Origin of the sequence: Rhizobium sp. BK538 (genome assembly GCF_014197575.1) — a bacterium.
Taxonomy (GTDB): domain Bacteria; phylum Pseudomonadota; class Alphaproteobacteria; order Rhizobiales; family Rhizobiaceae; genus Rhizobium.
On record NZ_JACIFT010000012.1, the window covers coordinates 31,992 to 47,199 of the forward strand.

The following is a 15,208-nucleotide window of genomic DNA, read 5'->3' on the forward strand; positions in this document are numbered from 1 at the left end:
CTTTCATTGCGGGCTGCGGATACCCATCTATCTGGAGGCGGAACGCTGCCCGATGCCGTTGAGAACGGAACACCCCGCGATTGGAGCGTAGCCATGTTGGTACACCGATGGAAAAAGCCCCTTGTGCTCGGAGATAGCCGCATCCGGATCGTTGTCGGCTCCCCCGAGGAGGCCCTGACCTGGCTCATCCATGAGCCAAACCAGAGCACGGCCAAATGGCAACGAGCATGGCAAGCTTGCCGAGCGGTCATCGAGGGTCGGATGAGGGCTGAAGACGCCAAGGCCGCCGTTCAGCTCGCGGCAGCGCGCTAAGTCATTCGTACTGGTGCTTTGCATGGTCAAATCCGTACATCCTTCAGTTTGTCCATGATGGAGTTCCGTCGGTTCTTGTCGGCGACGCGGACTTGCTCGCGTTGAGCCTTCGTAGGCTGGAGACCGATCGCCACCTGCTTGACGGTGAAACCCTTTCGGCGAAGGGTTTCACCTCAATGAGGCAGGCCTCCTTGTCCAAGTTTGCGAGGTACTGATCCTTTCGGCCGTTCTCGATGCGATCGATCCGCCAGTTCCTGAAAAGCTGCTTTGGCAGCTGGTAGTACTCGTAGGCGACGATGACAGGTGTGGGCCGGAAGCCTTTGGTCGCCGATTTGATGCGCTCTGCATTCACCTTGCCGAGCAGCTTTTCAATCATTCGCTGCTGAACGTCTTCGGGCAGTTCTTCAACGATCGACATCAACGCGTACTATCCTGCACCTCACGCAGCCCCTTATATGACGCTTGCCGAAGCTTCCGGTCGTGCGTCCACGCTCGATACTCGATCTCGGCAATGATGGTCGGCAGCGCCCACACCAGCTTCTTTCGTCGCCCCTCGTACTTGGCCGGCGGCCTCGCTGGCCTCATGCGGTGCAAATGCGGACATAAGGGTGCGCGATTGATGTTGAGTTGAGGCATCTGTCGCGAGACTAGCTGTAGCTGGCTATGAGCAAGCTAGGTAAACAGCCGGATATCACCCCTTGCACCCGCGCCTCAAATATTAGATTTTAATCACATTGCCGTTGGTCGATTAAGGAGGAAAAAATGCCGACGCCGGATGTCCTTTGGAACACCCCTGTAAATGTTCGACTTCAGAATGGCACTGAAAAGTCTTTCGAGAGTATTCACGACACCCTGGACTTCCTCGAAAACGAATGGCCCAAAGCCCACGGTGCTTATCACGATGCAGCCGTAGTCAGCTGTCGGAACGCCCTTAGGCGACAGACCCCTCCAGCAGTAAGCAAAGAGCTCTTCCTCGCGGCATGCCTAGAGGCGGGCCTTGCGATTCGAGGCGGTAACAGGCGGCCGAACGGCCAACATTTTTCGCCAACCGTTCATCGACATTTCTGAATGTGACGAAGCTGGAACAAAAGACCGGCAATCGCATTTAGCCGCCTGAGGCATTCGCCTCGACCCTTCCTATGTCCCAGCTCTGACCCCGCTGTTCTGGTGGTATCTAGGGATGGCAAGAGAGATGTTCTTCATGGAGGATGTTGTGATGTCTCGCAAACAATTCAGTCGCCACGATGCTCCCCTGGATTCTGACGACCTACGCAAATGCCACGTAGTTCTAGATGCCATTTGCGAAGAGTTCGGAATAGAGCCTGGCTCCGAGGAGGCGGATCGCGTTGCTGCAATCACCATCGAGCTTTATCAGCAGGGCGTGCGCGACGTTGGCCACCTGAAGCATATCGTCGATGCCGCACGCGGCCTCGATCTCAACCGCGATGGAACCAAGGCATAGCGTTCGGCGTTTTAGGCTTCGCTCACGTCCTACGATGTGACACTCAGGAGCCCTTACCTTGCCCCACCGACCAAGCGGGGCTTTCTTTGTGGCGCGAACTCCCACTTTTGCGAGCGGATGATAATACGTCATTAGCGTTGTTTCTGAACATCGGACCTAAGTCCGAGATTGATCGGACTTCGGCTCGGGCGCCTTCAGGACCTTTGTCCGAGGTTCAAGCCGCCCCTGTCCTCCATAATTTGTGCTGTCCCAACCCCATCGGACACCGGAATGCTCCGGGCGCGCCCCTCGCGTGCCACACCCCTCGGAGCCTTCCGGAACCCGGGTTGCGCCGTTCGCCGCGCGCTATGTGGGGGTCTTTTCGCTTGGACCTAAGTCCATTCAATCGTGCGACCTTCGGGTGATGCCAGATCACACAGCGCCCCGTATGCTTCCGGCATCCTCATTCCCAAGGATACGATGCAGCCCGGATATGGCGGACGGACCCTCCGCAGTATCCGGGAACTGCCCGTTGAGGCTCGCACTTTTGCGAGTGGATATCCGTGATCTGGCCTGCTGTCTTGCTGTCATCCCGCAAGTCACAAAGGAGAGACAGTTATGAACGACGCCAAACCCGCTTTCCTCGCTTTCCGGTACTCTGATGGTACTTGGACGGTTATGATTGTCGGCGAGGAAGGAATCTCTGAGGTTCAAGAAATGACAGCCGCCAAGCTGATCGAGATAATCGAGGCTCTGGAGACCATGAACGAAGCGCAAGAGAAGGACTGGTGGGATGTCTTCCACTAAAATGGGCGGCAGGTTGGTGCCGCTTCTACTCAATCCGCTACCGTCCCCAAATAGCCATCACAACTCGCCGGATGACGTCCGCGAACACGACACCGGGTGCCTATTGCCCAGCGCTACTTCGGCGCGCTCCCCGACATGAAAAATATCTTGATCGCCCCAACCGCGCTGGTGGAGGCGATGGCGCCGACCAAGTGAAGCCGCCAAGGCCGGAGCTAGCGACCAAACACCGCAATCAAAATTCGTCGTATGACGTCGGCAAAGGTGACCCCTAATGCCATGCTACCGACACCTATAACGCCAAGCGCACCAAGGCCCATCAGCTTCCAACGCTTCACGTCCTCGGTCACTGGCTTCATTTCTGTGACATCTTCCTGAACACCCGCGTGACGTATTTTTTTGCAACCTTGCGGAACAAATAAGCAAGCTCCGTATTAGTATTCTCGCATAGCTTGCATTTAGAGCTGCATAAGTTTCATTCTAGAACGGTTCTTGGAACATGGAACCCGCACGCTTCGACAGATTTCGCTATGGGTTGGCGGCCCTTCTGATGCGACACCCGCATCTCCGTCCCTATGCCCTTATCGCGCACCGGCGGATCGAAGATGTCGAGAATTACGGCGACGCCATCCGGTTTCGCGAGAAGTTAATTGCTGAGGCTGGCGACAAGACGCTCCTAGAGGAGTGCGAGCGATTCTGCGTCGAGCTTGCGGATGAGCTGCAGTCCTATCTTGTCGCATCACACGCCGATTTGCCATGAGCAGTTCTTTCCACGGGGCGTGAAGAGCGCCTATGCCGAGCGTCTGCTGCGCCTGTCATCGGAGGCCGAAGCCGCACTTCGGCCCGGTGCGCCGCGCGGCACATTGCGCATCGGCACACTGGAAAGCACGGCAGCAGCGCGCCTGCCGCCACTGCTCTCGACCTATCACGAGCGTTACCCCGATGTGCAGATAGAACTCGTCACTGGAGATTCCACCGCGCTGCTGCATCGAGTCAGGAGTTTCGATGTGGAAGCTGCTTTCATCTCGGAGCCTTTCTGCGCAGAAGGGCTGGAGGCACAGGAAGCCTTCACCGAAGAACTGGCGCTGATAGCGCCGAAAACCATGGCCCCCATCAAAGGCGCGCGGGACTTGCGGAATCGCACGGTGATCGCGTTTGCCACCGGTTGTTCTTACCGACGCATCCTGGAAGACTGGTTATCGATGTCGAAAGTGGTGCCCGAGCGGGTGTTGGAACTGGCGTCCTACCACGCGATTGTAGCCTGCGTGGCGGCCGGCTCGGGCGTCGCGATCATGCCCCGCTCGGTGCTTGCGCGCGGTCCACGCGGAAAGTGACGTGCAGGCGCTGCCGTTGCCGCCAAAGGTCGCTCGGGTACGCACCCATCTGATCTGGCGCCCGGAACACCGTTCCCCGGCTCTGGATGCCTTGCGGGAGAAACTGCGGCAGCAAGAGCAGACACACATCGGATGATCCACCAGCCCCGTATGAGCGTTGAATGACTTTGCTGATTATTTCAAAGAAAAATAGGCTTCCCGACTTTTTCCCACTCCCTTTGTCGTTGTGATCCGGTTTCGGTCGTGGCTCACCTCATGCGCGAGGCTGCTGTCCTACTTGGCGCCTCCTCCAGCGCCGAAGCCTGACCGGGAACGAACACTTGGCGAAGTTGCGCCGTATGAAGCGTTGTTCGCCTATGCCCCATTGCAAGCGGCGCAAACCCATCGACCGGTGGGAGATACAATGGAAGTTTCGAAGAGGATTGACGCTAGGCCAGGTCGCAGGTTTCATGCGATGCAAATGCGGCCATAAAGGCGCGCGATTGATGGTAGGAACCTGTCGCGATGAGCATCGAAAACCACTCGAAGGCGCCTGGCGCCAACATTCACGTAAACCACTACTGCAGTGTGGCGGGATGCGGGAAATGGGGAGGCTTCGGCCACGCCTCTTCCAAGGGCGTAGAAACGCGATGGTGGTGTGCCGAGCATTATCCGTATTGGGAAGACATCAAGAAAGCGGATGGGCGAGATCAGTGATGCGCCAGTATCTACTTACCTGCGCTACCGCCCGTCAGTAACTGCACGAGCGGCCGTTGCTAGGTCTGAAGCCATCCGCGCAGGCTCGATTCATTGAATCTCCAGGCTGATAGCCTGATGCCGAGCCCATTGAATTCGGTGGAGTCGAGCAGGCCGATGTGAGCGCTGAAAGGCTAATCATCGTTCCGGCTGCTACTAAAGCACGAAATCTGCTCATCTTTGCTTCTCCTCGCCAGGGCGGCTACGCTGCAGGCAGCAATGTATCGCACGATTAGGTAGATGCGAGGGGCGTTACGCAAGGAAGTGGAAATAAATGACCGCCGACGAACGCTCGCGCGACTTATGCCCTGCAATGCGGGGCCAGGAGTGGTCGCGATGAGCGTCCTCCTATCATTGACTGTCGTGCGCATATCGGGAATATCTTCCCTCAAGCTTCGCGGCTAGCAGCGATTGCTCGGTCCGCAGCGGAACTTAGAGGAGTCGCTCGATGGTGGCCAATTGCTTAGCGAATTCCTGAACTCCTGTATGCTGTCGAGGTTCTCTTTGCTCGTGGTTGTCGCAGCTTGGCTGCCTTTCACGAGCTTTTCGTAGAACGCCGGCTGGGAAAAAACGCCCCAGTTGGACGTGTTTGGCAAGGCACTTCCGGTTGACCCGTCGCCTCGTTTACTAGCCATTGTCTCAAGCTGAGAAATTCGCTCGTTCGCGACTTTCAATGCCTCGTTGACTGTCGTTAAAGCCGCGTTGGCTTGAGCATTGTCTTGCGCAAGCTTCTCTAGTTTGGCGGTCAAGTCGAGCGTCTCTCCCCTGCTGGTATATTTGAGCACTCCGGATGACCATTCGAAGTTCGCCACGGATGGCAATGCCAGCAAGATTGCACCAGCTGCTAGTACGATTGCATGCCCATTTGTTACAGTTCGGCCGACGGCTATGAATATGACCGTGATGATGATGACTGCGGCGCCAATCAACGGGACCGCGTTTTGAGTAACCCACTGCATGACCGCCCCCAATTTGCCTAGGGAAGCATCATCTGGAAATTGGATAATGTAAATGTGTGCACGCCACTCTTGCGCGGGCTATGTCTGGTAGGTTGCAGGCTAATTCCAGTAAGTCAGCGCCATCTCCCCGGGCACCAGTAAATACCAAGCCATCCGATATCTCTTCCGCGACATATCGCGGCTCAGGGACTTGCAAAGAACCTGTTGGTCGGCCGGGAAAGGCCGAGATGCTCACGCAGCGTCGTGCCCTCGTAGTCCTGCCTGAAAATCCCTCGCCGCTGCAGTTCGGGTACGAGCCGATCGACGACATCGTCGAGACCTTGAGGAAGATACGGGAAGACGACATTGAAACCGTCGCTGCCTCGCTCCTCCAGCCATTGCGCCATCTCATCGGCAATCGTCTCCGGCGTGCCGACAAAGGCAAGGCCGGAGTAGCCACCATAGCGCTGCGCGAGCTGCCGAACAGTCAACTGCTCTTTCTGGGCAAGCTTCAGTACCTGCGCGCGACCGGTCTTGCTGGCATTCGTCTCCGCTATATCAGGCAGCGGCCCATCCGGATCGAAGCCCGAAGCATCGTGACCAAGAGCGATCGAGAGCGAGGCGATGGCGCTGTCATAGTGCACGAGGCTATCGAGATGCGCCCGCTTCGTGCGCGCCTCCTCAATGCTGTCGCCGATGACAATGAAGGCGGCCGGCAGAATCTTGAGGCTATCGGGATCCCGACCAATCGCGGACATGCGCTCCTTGATATCGGCATAGAGCGCCTGCGCCGCGCGGAGATCGCGTGGCGAGCAGAACACCACTTCTGCCGTCTCGGCGGCGAGCTGGCGTCCCGGTTCGGACTGCCCCGCCTGCACGATCACCGGCCAACCCTGCGGCGGGCGGGCGATGTTGAGCGGGCCGCGCACGTTAAGCTCCTCGCCCTTGTGATTGAGGACATGCATTCTGGCGGGATCGAAGAACTGGCCACTTTCCACATCGCGCGTAAAAGCGTCGTCGGCGAAACTGTCCCAGAGGCCGGTGACGACGTCATAAAATTCCCGGGCACGGTGGTAGCGCTCGCCATGCTCGACATGCTCCTCGAGGCCAAAATTCAGCGCGGCATCGGGATTGGCGGTCGTCACGATGTTCCAGCCCGCACGCCCGGCGCTGATATGGTCGAGCGAAGCGAAGCGGCGGGCAACGTGATAGGGCTCGTCGAAGGTCGTCGAGGCCGTCGCAACGAGGCCGATCCGGTCAGTGACTGCGGCAAGAGCCGATAGCAGCGTGAACGGCTCGAAGGAGGTTACCGTCTGGCTTCGCTTTAGAGCCTCCACCGGCATGTTAAGCACGGCGAGGTGATCCGCCATGAAGAAGGCGTCGAACTTCGCCGCCTCCAGCTTTCGCGCAAACTCCTTCAAGTGCTTGAAGTTGAAGTTCGCGTCGGGATAGGCGCCGGGGTAGCGCCAGGCTCCAGTATGAAGGCTGACAGGGCGCATGAATGCCCCAAGGTGCAATTGCCGCTCCTGTGCCATCAAGCGCTCCCGTCCGATACCCTACCCCTTGCCCGCGCGTTTACGCCTGCGGCTGCTTGGTCTTGCGCAGGTAAGGAAGCACTGTGTCAAACGAACCGAAGCGGGTTGCTGCGTCCTCGTTCGAGACGGCAGCTGTGATGATGACGTCCTCACCCTGCTGCCAGTTCGCCGGCGTCGCAACCTGATGCTTTGCCGTCAATTGGATGGAATCGATCGCGCGAAGGATCTCGTTGAAGTTTCTCCCAGTCGTCATCGGGTAGGTGAGGACCAACTTGATCTTCTTGTCCGGGCCGATGATGAAGACGGAACGGACGGTCGCATTGTCCGCCGGCGTGCGCCCCTCCGACGTTTCCCCGGCTCCAGCGGGCAGCATGTCGTAAAGCTTGGCGACCTTCAGGTCCTTGTCGCCGATCAGCGGGTATTCGACATCGAAACCGGTCGCCGTCTTGATGTCGTTTTTCCACTTGCCGTGGCTTTCCACCGGATCCACGGAGATGCCGATGATCTTGGCGCCGCGCTTGCGGAATTCGGGCTCCAGTCCTGCCATCGCGCCAAGCTCGGTCGTGCAAACCGGCGTGAAGTTCTTCGGATGCGAGAAGAGCACTGCCCAGCCATCACCGATCCAGTCATGGAATTGGATGGCACCTTGCGTGGTGTCGGCGGTGAAATCAGGCGCAATATCGTTGATGCGGAGGCTCATGAGCGTTGATCCTTGCTGGTGAAATGGCGTTGGTTTTCAATGACGGGTGAATTGTCTAGCCGTTTTCAGCCGCTGTTCAAGCACCTGCGTCAAAACGGTCGCCTGATGAAGGATAGCGGCAAAGCTTGCCTTATCAGCCGCAGCAATATCCACGCTCATTCTGTCGATGATTTGACAGAGCTTCTCGATCTTCGGCGCGTCAGATTGGTCGCCCAGATCATCCGCAAATTCAAGGAGAACCCACACAAGCCGACGAAGTGTTCGCCGGCGAGTTTCACCCGATATCGTCGATGATCGGCTTGGCGACGCCATGAGATCCTCTACCACGCGGACGAAGCCTCTCTGCCGAGAGACGGCTTTTTCTGCGGTATTTTATCGAGATGGCGAGTTCTGGCTTTCAGCGTTTCGAAAACACGGTAGCCGCCTGGCCAACGGCCATAGCCGCTGGCGACATTGACGTGTCCGGCCAAACCGGCGTTGCGCAACTCGCTGCCCCAGAGGCGAGCAAAGAGTGTCAGGCGATCGAGCGACATGTAATGATCGTTGAGGCTACCGACGACGATGCTGGGAAACGGCAACTCAGCCGTCGGCATCGTGCCGAAAGCAATCTGGCCGGGATGAAGCTTCTCGGTCGCCGGCAGATCGCATGGCGCCACGAGCAGCGCTCCCCTCACCCGTGCCGCCGCTGGCCTCGTGGCAAGGCTCGCCGCCAGCAGACATCCTAAGCTATGGGCCACGATGTAGGCCTCGCCGGCCTCTTCGAGCACGGCCTCGAGCGTTGCCCGCCAGAGACTCAAGTGCGGATGATCCCAGTTGTCCTGATGGACGAGGCGACTTTCGGGATGATCCCGCAGCCAGGCGGTTTGCCAATGCGCATCTTCTGATCCGAAGAGCCCGGGAAGAATAAGTACTGGCGTCATCATCAATCCTTATTGCGTCGCGTGACCGAGCTATCTGTTCCTAGGGAACGCCGAGAGTGATCGCGAAGAGGAACCCGAAGGCGAGCACTGTAGCCGCAGAAGAGGCCACATCCGCCAAAACACCTACAAGCCGGTTTCGCGGAGCGATGCGGCGATCATCGAAAACAGCCATGACGATCCTCAGTACCAGGGCCCCGGAGATGGGTTCCAATAGTAGATTTCATAGTCGCGGGCCGCCGGCTCGCCGTCACTGTGCAGCTCGATCCGCGGTGCGCCCGCCGCCAGTTGGGAAGGCCCGAGGCGGACGGCCCACCGGAGCCATAAAAGAAGAGAATGCAGCATCGGTTTCTCCTTGCTTACCTCATCAGATCAACTGGTTGCGCCTCGCATTCGAAAGTAAGTCCGCGGCGCTGGCGACCGGGCCGAACAGCATCAGCAGACGGTTTTGCTCGCGCACCGTCAGCCGATAACGGCGAGCAAAGTCGAAGACGCTCCAAAGCTCGCTTCCCATTGACGTCTTCTCCGCACTGTCCATGTCGCCCCTCCAGAGCTCACTCGGCGGCCTGAAGCGTGGCCTTTGCCGACGGGAGGAAAGAGAACGCGGCCAGCTCATCGACGACAGAGCCGATGCGGCCAGACAGCGACTCCGAGGCGACCTTGTAGTCTACGAAATCGCGGTCCGAGGCATAGACGGCCGTCGGCAGCGTGTGGGCCATGAAGAAACCGAACAGCGGCCGTAGCTGATGCTCGACAATCAGGGCATGGCGATCCCCGCCACCGGTCGCAGAGATGATGATCGGCTTGGAGCGGAGTTCGCTCGGCTCGATAAGATCGATAAGATGCTTGAACAGGCCGGGATAAGATCCCTTGTAGGTCGGCGAGCCTACGACTAGGACATCCGCCTTGACGATATCATCGAGAACCTGGCTGGCCTGTTCATCCAGCTCGCTGCGCCACAGGGCAGTGCCCAATGATGGGCCGACGTCCTTGAGATCGTAGATCTTCGAGGAAAAGCCATAGTTTGCAGCGGCAAGCCCGGCAATATGCTCGACCAGGGCATAGGTCTTGGACGGACGGTTGAAGCTACCGGCAATGCCCACCAATCGCAGCGACATATATCTCTCCTTCGTTGTTGCATCAAATATTGTCTATAAAATTAGTCCACAAAAGAAATGACGTTCCGTTGTGAGGAGGAAGCGTGAAATTCGATGCCCCTCAAGCAAGCCATCGCGGCAGCTTGGCTTCCGCAGCGCTTGCAAGCCTTTTTGGACAAAGCCTGCGAGACAGCGAGTAATAGCCAGACCATGGCCGGCCGGATGTTGAAATACGACCGGGGTACAGGCGCTGGTGCCGGCATCCGCTCAAGCCGCCTGATGCGGCACGAGCTTGGATCGCGAAATAGCCAATATTTGTGGGAACCTTTGCTCGCGATGTCCGTTAAATAACTGCAGCGTTTGAAATCCGCGCTGCCGGACCAGCATCGCCTATGTAGGTCCGCAAAAAGGCCCGGTGGATTCTATCCCGCCGGGCTTTTTCTTTTTGACACTCTCTTCCACAAAATCTTGCATTGGCTTGACGCAATTGTGGTTCGTTTTGAACAACTTGCGGTCTCGCGCATTACCTATCGACTCCAACTAGGAGACAGGAAAATGACGATCATCGCCAAAGTTGCTACTGCCTTGTGCGTGCTCATTGCATTGAGTTCGTGCGCAAACACCATCAAGGGCTTTGGACGCGATGCGGCCAATACCGTCAATGCGACCCAGAACGCCGGCAATCGCGTAGCGAACGCTGCGTCCCGTTAATCTCGTTAACGGCCTCGCGGTCACTTTATTGGGCGGCGCCTTATGCTTCCGGGCGGAAGCCTGCCGGCGTCGTCCTTGGCAGGTCCCCAAACTGTGCTTCCTCACCCGACGTCTCAAATGGCGTCAAATCGTCCGAAATAGTCGGTGGGCCTTGAAATCGCGTTGATGGCGGCAAAGATTCCTCTTGATGCGATGGAGGCCAAGCCATGTCGAACTACAGAGAGGAAAGGCGGTTTCGGTGTCAGGACGACGGAGGGAAAACCTACGTTGTCATTCAGCAGATCAGGATTTCTGGTCAGAACGCGGCTTCGCCCAAGACCGATTATATGACGGAGGACGGCGAGATCGTGAATCGGCTTGATGAGGAACATTTCCTCCTTTTGCTCGATGGCCAGATACTCCATATTCCCCATGTTTCAGATGCTGATCATTGAACCGCGGCGTTTGTCTGCCTCGGCGGACCACCGAGACTTCTATTTTGGCAGCATGTGATCCTGCACGTTGCTGAAATTGCGAGCGGCTTTCTTCGCCTGCATTTAGTCTCGATGCGTTTAACGCCCGGCCGTGTGGCGCAAGCTGCATCGAATCACAACTCTGCGATCATCTCGCACATGACTGGAACATGAACGCCGGTTTCAGTGCGCATTCATTCGCCACATCTAATCTGTCGAACCAACAGCGCTCCAAAGGCGTTACGTCAGCAGATACAGATGGAGACCGATCATGAGAAAGCTTATTGTTGCAGCTGCCGGACTTGCGACGCTGCTTGTGAGCGCACCGGCTTTCGCGGACGGCGTATACTTCGAATTCGGCTCCGGACCGCGTTACTATGACGACCCGCCACCGCCCCGCTATTACAGACACGAGCCACGCTATGTCTACGACGATGATGACGATGATTACTATCGTCCGCGCTACGCGCGACAGGTGTGCTGGGAGCAGCCCTACCAGAAGAAGAGCCATCACCACTACATCACCAAATACAGGACCGTCTGCCGCGATCGCTAATCCGTCGTGTAGTGATGACTTCAATTGCAGGGCAATGGCGCGCACGAACGGCGCGCCATTCCAATTCAATGCAGCATGTGCTGCGGGTACACTCCGACACCTACCTATTCTCCCAAAGCGCGAAAAGGTGATTGGCCCCGATGCCTGGGCTGCGATAGGACTTCGCCCATGATTGCCTGCCGCCGGAGTCCCTAAGTGTCGATTGCCGATATTTCTTTATTGAGCGCCCTATTTGCGGGCGCGCTGTCGTTCCTGTCTCCTTGCGTGCTGCCTCTCGTTCCGCCCTATCTCTGCTATATGGCCGGCATTTCCGTCGAGCAGTTCCGCGGCGGCAGCGCGGTCGCTGTCGCTCCGGATACGCGGCGGGGCGTCCTGTTCTCAGCGCTTTTCTTCACACTCGGCTTCGCGACCGTTTTCGTGGCGCTCGGGGCTGGTGCATCCAGCATCGGCATGGCGCTTCGCCAGCATCTCGATCTCCTGGCAAAGATCGGCGGCCTCATTATCATAGTCATGGGTTTGAATTTCCTCGGGGTCTTCCGGATTGGAATTCTGGCCCGCGAGGCACGCTTTCAAGGCAGCGGCAAGCCGGCGACGCTGACGGGTGCCTATGTTATGGGGCTGGCCTTCGCCTTCGGCTGGACACCTTGCATCGGCCCGGTGCTCGGTGCAATCCTCGGCGTCGCGGCCTCGCGGGAGACAGTCGGTTCAGGCGCCGGGCTCCTCGCCGTCTATTCCCTCGGCCTTGCCATCCCGTTCTGGATTGCCGCGGGCTTTTCCGGTGCCTTCATGGGCTTTCTGACGCGCTTCCGCCGACATCTCGGAACGGTCGAGAAAGTCATGGGCTCGTTCCTGATTCTGACAGGCCTCGCTTTCATGTTCGGTTTCGTCAGTGACGTCGCAATCTGGTTCCAGCAGACCTTTCCAATCCTGATGAAAATCGGCTAAGCCGGGATCACTCCCAAGAATTTGCATTGGAATAGCCGTTGTCCGATATCGTCAGTCTGCTTCTGCCGTTCTTCGGCCTGATCCTCATTGGCTATATCGCAGGGAAAGTGACGAAGCAGCCGGCCGCCGCGCTCGGCTGGATGAACACCTTCATCATCTATGCCGCGCTGCCCGCGCTTTTCTTCAAACTCGTCTCACGTACACCCTTCGAGGATCTGACACGCATCGATTTCATCGCCACCGATCTCGCTGCGACGTATTCGATCTTCATTGTCCTGTTTGCGATCGCTCGCGGGATCCGGGGCAACTCACTCGCTGACTGCACCGTTCAGTCGTTTGCCGGCGCGTACGGCAATATCGGATACATGGGGCCAGGTCTCGCCTTGCTGGCGCTGGGCGAAGGTGCGGCCGTGCCGGTCGCGCTGATCGTTTGCCTGGAGAACGCGCTGCATTTCATCGTCGCACCGGCGCTCATGGCGGCAGCCGGCGATGATCGGCGATCCGCCGGGCGGCTAGCGATCGATATTGCTCGGAAAGTGGCCCTTCACCCCTTCATCCTGTCGACGGCGCTGGGCTTTGTTGTCGCCGGCTTCCATATCGACCAGCCGCTGCCCTTCAAGCGCTTCGTCGACTACCTTGCGCAGGCTGCTGCGCCCTGCGCGCTGTTTGCGATGGGAGTCACGCTGGCCCTTCGGCCGCTGAAGCGTATACCTGCCGAGATCGGCTATATCGTGCCGGCCAAGCTCATCGTGCACCCGCTTGTCGTCTATTTCGCGCTGACGGCCGTCGGCGGCTTCGATCCGGTTTGGATCTATGCCGCGGTACTGCTCGCCGCCCTGCCGACGGCGACCAATGTCTTTGTCATCGGGCAACAATACGGCGTCTGGCAGGAGCGTGCTTCGGCGACGATCCTGATCACGACGGCGCTTTCCGTCGTGACCGTCTCGCTCATCCTGATTGCGATAAAATCAGGCTTTCTTCCGGCTTAGCTTTTCCTTGATGGCATCGGGAATGTCCCGGAAGCCGCGACCGGGCTCGATGCCCTCGCGCATGACAATGCTGCGCAGCGGCGGCAGTGCCGACAGGATATGCAGGCCAGCAGCACGCATCATTTGAACAGGCAGGAAATCGGACAGCAGCGAGCGGTTGAGAAGATCGACGCTTGCCGTGCGGGTCATGATATCGGCGCGGCGCTTGCGATCGAACCGATCGCCGGCATCGGCAGCGATCGGCAGTTCGGACCGCGTGCAAAGAATCTCCGAAAGCGCCATGACATCGCGCAGGCTGAGATTGAGCCCTTGTGCACCGATCGGCGGGAAGACATGAGAGGCTTCGCCGATGAGGGCGATCCGCCCCTTGCCGGAGCGATGGGCCACCATGCCGGAAAGCGGCCAAAGCTGCACACCTTCCTCAACAGTCACCTTGCCGAGCAACGACTGCATTCGCTCCTCGACCACATTGCTCAACTCAACCAGCGAGAGCTCGTTGCGCGCAACCGCATCCGAGGGGTTCTGCACCCAGACGAGGCTGGAGCGATTGCCCGTCAGCGGAACCTGGGTAAACGGCCCACTTTCCGTATGGAACTCCGTCGAAATATTCTCATGCGGCAGCGAATGTTCGAAATTCAACACCATGGCCGATTGCGGATAGGACCACGTGCGCACATCGATGCCGGCTGTTTCACGGAGCTTCGACTTGCGTCCGTCAGCGCCAACCGCGAACGTCGCCGAAAGGACTTCGCCGTCGGCGAGCGTGACGGTCACCGATTCCGCGCCGATATCGATCGCATCGGCAAACGAAGTGAAACACGTGACGTTGCCCTCAGCCGCAATCGCAGCGTGCAGCACCTCCATCAATGCCTTGTTCGGGAAATTGTAGCCGAACGCCTCAAGATCGAGTTCGATGGAACGGAAGGTGGTGATCGGCGCACGCAGCAGACGATTCGTACCGTCGATGATGCGCATGGTGGAAAGCGCAGCGGCAGCCGGGCGCAGCCTTTCCCAAAGCGTCAGCCTGTCGAGGAAACGGATCGATTGATCCATAAGCGCAGTCGTGCGCCGGTCCTGACTGGGAGAAGGCGGCGCGACGAGAGCCACGTTGCGTCCGCCGCGAGCCAAGGCGATGGCGGCGATCATGCCGGCAAGCCCGCCACCGATCACCGCTATTTCAAAAGTCTTCATTGCACCGTTCCGTCAATTTTGACGGCGATCCGGTGCTTATGCAGCCGGCTTCGCCTGACGGCGCCAACTATAGCCCTTGCCGGCGTCCGCGTCACGCACAGCCGGTTGATAATGATGCGGAATTCCCGGCAGGCGGTGCTCCGTGAGACGCTTTATCGCAGTCTCGTTGGTGACTGCAAAGCTGTCGATACCGACACGCTGCATCAACGGAATCTGATCGATCAACACGTCGCCGACGGCGCGCAGTTCGTTGGTGTATCCGAGGCGGTCGCGCAGCAGGGAAGCGTGACTGAACGCACGGCCGTCATTGAACGCCGGAAAGGCGACAGCGACGATCTCAAGCCGATAAAGGTAGGGCTCGAGCTTGCGAACATCGTCCGCCGGCTTGATCAGCACGCCAAACCCGACTTCATTGCTCTCGTCTGCTTTGGCAATCAGCTCATCCACGCCAAGTAGGGGCTTTTCCCCCTCAGCTGCCTTCACCTCTTCCGTCTCGATCACCCAGGGATCGTTCTCGACGAAGCCGGTTTCTCTCCAGATCTTGGTCATCC

The 15,208-nt window shown here is 58.4% G+C and carries 26 protein-coding genes and 2 pseudogenes; 14 read left to right on the top strand and 14 right to left on the bottom strand.

Annotated features, from left to right (window positions below):
• The first annotated feature begins 93 nt into the window (after positions 1-93).
• Positions 94-312 (top strand): DUF982 domain-containing protein, encoded by a 219-nt coding sequence (locus tag FHX09_RS16100; RefSeq protein ID WP_037082833.1) that lies wholly within the window; start codon positions 94-96, stop codon positions 310-312.
• Positions 313-355: 43 nt separating this feature from the next.
• Here the strand turns inward: FHX09_RS16100 and FHX09_RS16105 are convergent, their stop codons facing one another.
• Positions 356-730 (bottom strand): hypothetical protein, encoded by a 375-nt coding sequence (locus FHX09_RS16105; protein WP_132590998.1) that lies wholly within the window; start codon positions 728-730, stop codon positions 356-358.
• Positions 730-885, bottom strand: a pseudogene (locus FHX09_RS16110) (ATP-dependent DNA ligase); the annotation flags it as partial. The pseudogene FHX09_RS16110 and the gene FHX09_RS16105, both read right to left, overlap by 1 nt.
• Positions 886-1,074: 189 nt before the next feature.
• Between FHX09_RS16110 and FHX09_RS16115 the strand changes: the two are divergent.
• From FHX09_RS16115 to FHX09_RS16125, 3 genes are all read left to right on the top strand, one after another.
• Complete coding sequence (locus FHX09_RS16115; protein WP_007793418.1) at positions 1,075-1,380, top strand: DUF982 domain-containing protein; 306 nt, start codon at positions 1,075-1,077, stop codon at positions 1,378-1,380.
• 148 nt (positions 1,381-1,528) lie between these two features.
• On the top strand, positions 1,529-1,774 hold the full coding sequence (locus tag FHX09_RS16120) for a hypothetical protein (RefSeq protein ID WP_132590994.1): 246 nt from the start codon (positions 1,529-1,531) through the stop codon (positions 1,772-1,774).
• Positions 1,775-2,371: 597 nt separating this feature from the next.
• Entirely contained in the window at positions 2,372-2,560 is a 189-nt protein-coding gene (locus FHX09_RS16125; RefSeq protein ID WP_007793395.1) for a hypothetical protein, read from the top strand.
• Between the two features lie 212 nt (positions 2,561-2,772).
• On the opposite strand, the pseudogene FHX09_RS16130 reads toward FHX09_RS16125, so the two are convergent.
• Positions 2,773-2,937: pseudogene (locus tag FHX09_RS16130) on the bottom strand (DUF1515 family protein); the annotation flags it as partial.
• Positions 2,938-3,056: 119 nt separating this feature from the next.
• On the opposite strand from FHX09_RS16130, the gene FHX09_RS16135 reads away from it, so the two are divergent.
• The 3 genes from FHX09_RS16135 (at position 3,057) to FHX09_RS29935 (ending at position 4,587) form a co-directional block, all read left to right on the top strand.
• Positions 3,057-3,317: a hypothetical protein gene (locus tag FHX09_RS16135; protein ID WP_132590990.1), complete on the top strand. Its 261-nt coding sequence runs from the start codon at positions 3,057-3,059 to the stop codon at positions 3,315-3,317.
• A gap of 19 nt (positions 3,318-3,336) precedes the next feature.
• Positions 3,337-3,891, top strand: a complete 555-nt coding sequence (locus FHX09_RS16140) for a LysR substrate-binding domain-containing protein (protein ID WP_245505489.1) — start codon at positions 3,337-3,339, stop codon at positions 3,889-3,891.
• A gap of 504 nt (positions 3,892-4,395) precedes the next feature.
• Complete coding sequence (locus tag FHX09_RS29935) at positions 4,396-4,587, top strand: hypothetical protein (RefSeq protein WP_132590988.1); 192 nt, start codon at positions 4,396-4,398, stop codon at positions 4,585-4,587.
• 34 nt (positions 4,588-4,621) lie between these two features.
• Here FHX09_RS29935 and FHX09_RS29940 read toward each other — a convergent pair whose 3' ends face one another.
• The 4 genes from FHX09_RS29940 to FHX09_RS16155 form a co-directional block, all read right to left on the bottom strand.
• On the bottom strand, positions 4,622-4,804 hold the full coding sequence (locus FHX09_RS29940; RefSeq protein ID WP_132590987.1) for a hypothetical protein: 183 nt from the start codon (positions 4,802-4,804) through the stop codon (positions 4,622-4,624).
• A 223-nt stretch (positions 4,805-5,027) separates the two neighbouring features.
• Entirely contained in the window at positions 5,028-5,585 is a 558-nt protein-coding gene (locus FHX09_RS16145) for a hypothetical protein (RefSeq protein WP_132590986.1), read from the bottom strand.
• Between the two features lie 182 nt (positions 5,586-5,767).
• On the bottom strand, positions 5,768-7,099 hold the full coding sequence (locus FHX09_RS16150) for an LLM class flavin-dependent oxidoreductase (RefSeq protein WP_132590984.1): 1,332 nt from the start codon (positions 7,097-7,099) through the stop codon (positions 5,768-5,770).
• A gap of 40 nt (positions 7,100-7,139) precedes the next feature.
• A complete protein-coding gene (locus FHX09_RS16155; protein WP_007793375.1) occupies positions 7,140-7,799 on the bottom strand; it encodes a peroxiredoxin in 660 nt (219 codons plus the stop codon).
• A gap of 12 nt (positions 7,800-7,811) precedes the next feature.
• Here FHX09_RS16155 and FHX09_RS16160 point away from each other — a divergent pair, with 12 nt between their 5' ends.
• Complete coding sequence (locus FHX09_RS16160; RefSeq protein ID WP_132590982.1) at positions 7,812-8,093, top strand: hypothetical protein; 282 nt, start codon at positions 7,812-7,814, stop codon at positions 8,091-8,093.
• Positions 8,094-8,119: 26 nt separating this feature from the next.
• Here FHX09_RS16160 and FHX09_RS16165 read toward each other — a convergent pair whose 3' ends face one another.
• The 5 genes from FHX09_RS16165 to msuE are packed head-to-tail and all read right to left on the bottom strand — an operon-like array spanning position 8,120 to position 9,834.
• Positions 8,120-8,719 (bottom strand): alpha/beta fold hydrolase, encoded by a 600-nt coding sequence (locus FHX09_RS16165; protein WP_132591013.1) that lies wholly within the window; start codon positions 8,717-8,719, stop codon positions 8,120-8,122.
• Between the two features lie 40 nt (positions 8,720-8,759).
• Complete coding sequence (locus tag FHX09_RS30355) at positions 8,760-8,891, bottom strand: hypothetical protein (protein ID WP_281040965.1); 132 nt, start codon at positions 8,889-8,891, stop codon at positions 8,760-8,762.
• A gap of 8 nt (positions 8,892-8,899) precedes the next feature.
• On the bottom strand, positions 8,900-9,061 hold the full coding sequence (locus tag FHX09_RS16170; RefSeq protein ID WP_165933119.1) for a hypothetical protein: 162 nt from the start codon (positions 9,059-9,061) through the stop codon (positions 8,900-8,902).
• 22 nt (positions 9,062-9,083) lie between these two features.
• On the bottom strand, positions 9,084-9,254 hold the full coding sequence (locus tag FHX09_RS16175; RefSeq protein WP_007793367.1) for a hypothetical protein: 171 nt from the start codon (positions 9,252-9,254) through the stop codon (positions 9,084-9,086).
• Positions 9,255-9,270: 16 nt separating this feature from the next.
• Positions 9,271-9,834 (bottom strand): FMN reductase, encoded by a 564-nt coding sequence (gene msuE / locus FHX09_RS16180; RefSeq protein WP_007793364.1) that lies wholly within the window; start codon positions 9,832-9,834, stop codon positions 9,271-9,273.
• A gap of 93 nt (positions 9,835-9,927) precedes the next feature.
• Between msuE and FHX09_RS16185 the strand changes: the two genes are divergently transcribed.
• The 6 genes from FHX09_RS16185 to FHX09_RS16210 all read left to right on the top strand — a co-directional run bounded on the left by FHX09_RS16185 (position 9,928) and on the right by FHX09_RS16210 (position 13,466).
• Positions 9,928-10,164, top strand: a complete 237-nt coding sequence (locus FHX09_RS16185) for a hypothetical protein (RefSeq protein ID WP_132590980.1) — start codon at positions 9,928-9,930, stop codon at positions 10,162-10,164.
• Between the two features lie 204 nt (positions 10,165-10,368).
• Complete coding sequence (locus tag FHX09_RS16190) at positions 10,369-10,524, top strand: hypothetical protein (RefSeq protein WP_007793362.1); 156 nt, start codon at positions 10,369-10,371, stop codon at positions 10,522-10,524.
• A gap of 206 nt (positions 10,525-10,730) precedes the next feature.
• A complete protein-coding gene (locus FHX09_RS16195) occupies positions 10,731-10,958 on the top strand; it encodes a hypothetical protein (protein WP_007793359.1) in 228 nt (75 codons plus the stop codon).
• A 289-nt stretch (positions 10,959-11,247) separates the two neighbouring features.
• Positions 11,248-11,532 carry a hypothetical protein gene (locus tag FHX09_RS16200; protein ID WP_007793355.1) on the top strand — a complete coding sequence of 95 codons (285 nt, stop codon included), beginning with the start codon at positions 11,248-11,250 and terminating at the stop codon, positions 11,530-11,532.
• A gap of 195 nt (positions 11,533-11,727) precedes the next feature.
• On the top strand, positions 11,728-12,477 hold the full coding sequence (locus tag FHX09_RS16205; protein ID WP_132590978.1) for a cytochrome c biogenesis CcdA family protein: 750 nt from the start codon (positions 11,728-11,730) through the stop codon (positions 12,475-12,477).
• A gap of 38 nt (positions 12,478-12,515) precedes the next feature.
• Positions 12,516-13,466, top strand: coding sequence for an AEC family transporter (locus tag FHX09_RS16210; RefSeq protein WP_007793350.1), 951 nt, complete (start codon positions 12,516-12,518; stop codon positions 13,464-13,466).
• Here the strand turns inward: FHX09_RS16210 and FHX09_RS16215 are convergent.
• Positions 13,446-14,657, bottom strand: coding sequence for a UbiH/UbiF family hydroxylase (locus tag FHX09_RS16215; RefSeq protein ID WP_132590974.1), 1,212 nt, complete (start codon positions 14,655-14,657; stop codon positions 13,446-13,448). The two genes, FHX09_RS16210 and FHX09_RS16215, sit on opposite strands and share 21 nt — an antisense overlap.
• Positions 14,658-14,693: 36 nt before the next feature.
• The gene (locus tag FHX09_RS16220; protein ID WP_132590972.1) at positions 14,694-15,206 is read right to left on the bottom strand and encodes a DUF934 domain-containing protein; all 513 of its coding nucleotides are present in this window, start codon (positions 15,204-15,206) and stop codon (positions 14,694-14,696) included.
• Positions 15,207-15,208: the final 2 nt, after the last annotated feature.

Excerpts from the sequence above, each read along its gene's own strand:
- FHX09_RS16155 (WP_007793375.1), bottom strand. The coding sequence starts at position 7,799 with ATGAGCCTCCGCATCAACGATATTGCGCCTGATTTCACCGCCGACACC.
- FHX09_RS30355 (WP_281040965.1), bottom strand. The coding sequence starts at position 8,891 with ATGGCTGTTTTCGATGATCGCCGCATCGCTCCGCGAAACCGGCTTGTA.
- FHX09_RS16135 (WP_132590990.1), top strand. The coding sequence starts at position 3,057 with ATGGAACCCGCACGCTTCGACAGATTTCGCTATGGGTTGGCGGCCCTT.
- FHX09_RS16185 (WP_132590980.1), top strand. The coding sequence starts at position 9,928 with ATGCCCCTCAAGCAAGCCATCGCGGCAGCTTGGCTTCCGCAGCGCTTG.
- msuE (WP_007793364.1), bottom strand. The coding sequence starts at position 9,834 with ATGTCGCTGCGATTGGTGGGCATTGCCGGTAGCTTCAACCGTCCGTCC.
- FHX09_RS29940 (WP_132590987.1), bottom strand. The coding sequence starts at position 4,804 with ATGAGCAGATTTCGTGCTTTAGTAGCAGCCGGAACGATGATTAGCCTT.
- FHX09_RS16190 (WP_007793362.1), top strand. The coding sequence starts at position 10,369 with ATGACGATCATCGCCAAAGTTGCTACTGCCTTGTGCGTGCTCATTGCA.
- FHX09_RS16145 (WP_132590986.1), bottom strand. The coding sequence starts at position 5,585 with ATGCAGTGGGTTACTCAAAACGCGGTCCCGTTGATTGGCGCCGCAGTC.
- FHX09_RS16105 (WP_132590998.1), bottom strand. The coding sequence starts at position 730 with ATGTCGATCGTTGAAGAACTGCCCGAAGACGTTCAGCAGCGAATGATT.
- FHX09_RS16215 (WP_132590974.1), bottom strand. The coding sequence starts at position 14,657 with ATGAAGACTTTTGAAATAGCGGTGATCGGTGGCGGGCTTGCCGGCATG.
- FHX09_RS16170 (WP_165933119.1), bottom strand. The coding sequence starts at position 9,061 with ATGCTGCATTCTCTTCTTTTATGGCTCCGGTGGGCCGTCCGCCTCGGG.
- FHX09_RS16150 (WP_132590984.1), bottom strand. The coding sequence starts at position 7,099 with ATGGCACAGGAGCGGCAATTGCACCTTGGGGCATTCATGCGCCCTGTC.
- FHX09_RS16165 (WP_132591013.1), bottom strand. The coding sequence starts at position 8,719 with ATGACGCCAGTACTTATTCTTCCCGGGCTCTTCGGATCAGAAGATGCG.
- FHX09_RS16115 (WP_007793418.1), top strand. The coding sequence starts at position 1,075 with ATGCCGACGCCGGATGTCCTTTGGAACACCCCTGTAAATGTTCGACTT.
- FHX09_RS29935 (WP_132590988.1), top strand. The coding sequence starts at position 4,396 with ATGAGCATCGAAAACCACTCGAAGGCGCCTGGCGCCAACATTCACGTA.
- FHX09_RS16125 (WP_007793395.1), top strand. The coding sequence starts at position 2,372 with ATGAACGACGCCAAACCCGCTTTCCTCGCTTTCCGGTACTCTGATGGT.
- FHX09_RS16120 (WP_132590994.1), top strand. The coding sequence starts at position 1,529 with ATGTCTCGCAAACAATTCAGTCGCCACGATGCTCCCCTGGATTCTGAC.
- FHX09_RS16195 (WP_007793359.1), top strand. The coding sequence starts at position 10,731 with ATGTCGAACTACAGAGAGGAAAGGCGGTTTCGGTGTCAGGACGACGGA.
- FHX09_RS16220 (WP_132590972.1), bottom strand. The coding sequence starts at position 15,206 with ATGACCAAGATCTGGAGAGAAACCGGCTTCGTCGAGAACGATCCCTGG.
- FHX09_RS16175 (WP_007793367.1), bottom strand. The coding sequence starts at position 9,254 with ATGGACAGTGCGGAGAAGACGTCAATGGGAAGCGAGCTTTGGAGCGTC.
- FHX09_RS16100 (WP_037082833.1), top strand. The coding sequence starts at position 94 with ATGTTGGTACACCGATGGAAAAAGCCCCTTGTGCTCGGAGATAGCCGC.
- FHX09_RS16200 (WP_007793355.1), top strand. The coding sequence starts at position 11,248 with ATGAGAAAGCTTATTGTTGCAGCTGCCGGACTTGCGACGCTGCTTGTG.